Raw genomic sequence first — 1,196 nt, forward strand, 5'->3', positions numbered from 1 at the left:
AACACTGCATCGGGTCTGTTCCCCTGCCTCCAGATTCCTGCATCATGATGGCCTGTATCGCAGACACATATTCCGGAATGCCGTATTGGGATGCATACTGCTGTATCACAGAAGTATACGCAAGCACTTCTTCACTTAGGGATTCGGAGCTTTCCGAATTACTGCTGAAAGCTGCTCCTGCAATGATTCCCACAATCAGAATAAATACCAGAAGAAATGCACTACCTCCGGCAGCAATCCATTTTCCCATTTTTTCAAGAGCTACTACCCCTTTTTGAATCGCTGCTGTAATTCCCTGTACGGATAACTTTGAACCCTTTCCAGTTACCTGAAGGACTGCTTTTCCACTTTCTGCCGATGCCTGTGCTGACTTTCTTGCCATCTGGGCTGCTCTTGCTTTCTGCATCGCCTGAAGACTTTTTTCCATCTGCTGTTTCTGCATGGATGCCTGTGTCTTTATTTTTTCTTGAGACAGACCGGATACTTTTACCACTCTCGGTGCTGCTTTCACCTGCCGTTTACCATTCTCCTTGGCAAGTGCTGCCTGCTCCGGTTTCAACTTGATTAATTTCTTTCCGCTTTCTGCCCCCTGCTCCATTGCTTCTTCGGCAGCTTTCGCTTCTTCCTGTCTGCTTTTTCTTTCCTTTATCTTCCTGTAGGTCACTCCAGCAAGTTTTTTTCCACCTTGATATGTGGTTTTCCCTATACTTTTTCCTGCCACACTCGCCGCTCTGTACTGTACGGATTCTATTTTTTCAGTTCCATACTGTGTTGGGGATTCTGACTGCCCACTGCTTTTTTCATGTAGTTCCCTTGGCTTTTCTTTTGCTTCCAGAACCGCTGAGCGAACCAGTTCTTTCGGAAGTCGGGCAGCCGGATTTCGAATCTTCGGATTCTTATCCCTTACCCGTTCCTTGATATCTTTCATCCGGTCACCCTCTTTCCGTATCTCTTATCTCATCGGGCAACATCCCGATGTTTCTTTTTTTCCTGCTGTTTCTGCAACTGCTCCACCTGTCTGATTGCCTCATTTACCAGTGGATGTTCGTTGTAATATGGCACAAGTTCCAAGTCTCCCCTGTCTTTTGATGACAACGGTAATGGATATTCCATGTCTGAATAAATTGATTCTGGATCATGAATAGAAAACTCAATAGCCGGACACATATTGGCAGATGTTCTACAATATTTCTGGT

Annotated in this window: 2 protein-coding genes; both read right to left on the bottom strand. The window is 45.4% G+C overall.

What is annotated here, in order from left to right:
• On the bottom strand, window positions 1-928 hold a 928-nt coding region (locus G4407_RS16115; RefSeq protein WP_173689688.1), incomplete at its 3' end, for a lysozyme family protein.
• 29 nt (window positions 929-957) lie between these two features.
• The coding region (locus tag G4407_RS16120) for a hypothetical protein (RefSeq protein WP_173689689.1) at window positions 958-1,196 on the bottom strand (239 nt) is incomplete at its 5' end.

The organism is Allocoprococcus comes, from assembly GCF_013300725.1.
GTDB classification, from domain to species: domain Bacteria; phylum Bacillota; class Clostridia; order Lachnospirales; family Lachnospiraceae; genus Allocoprococcus; species Allocoprococcus comes_A.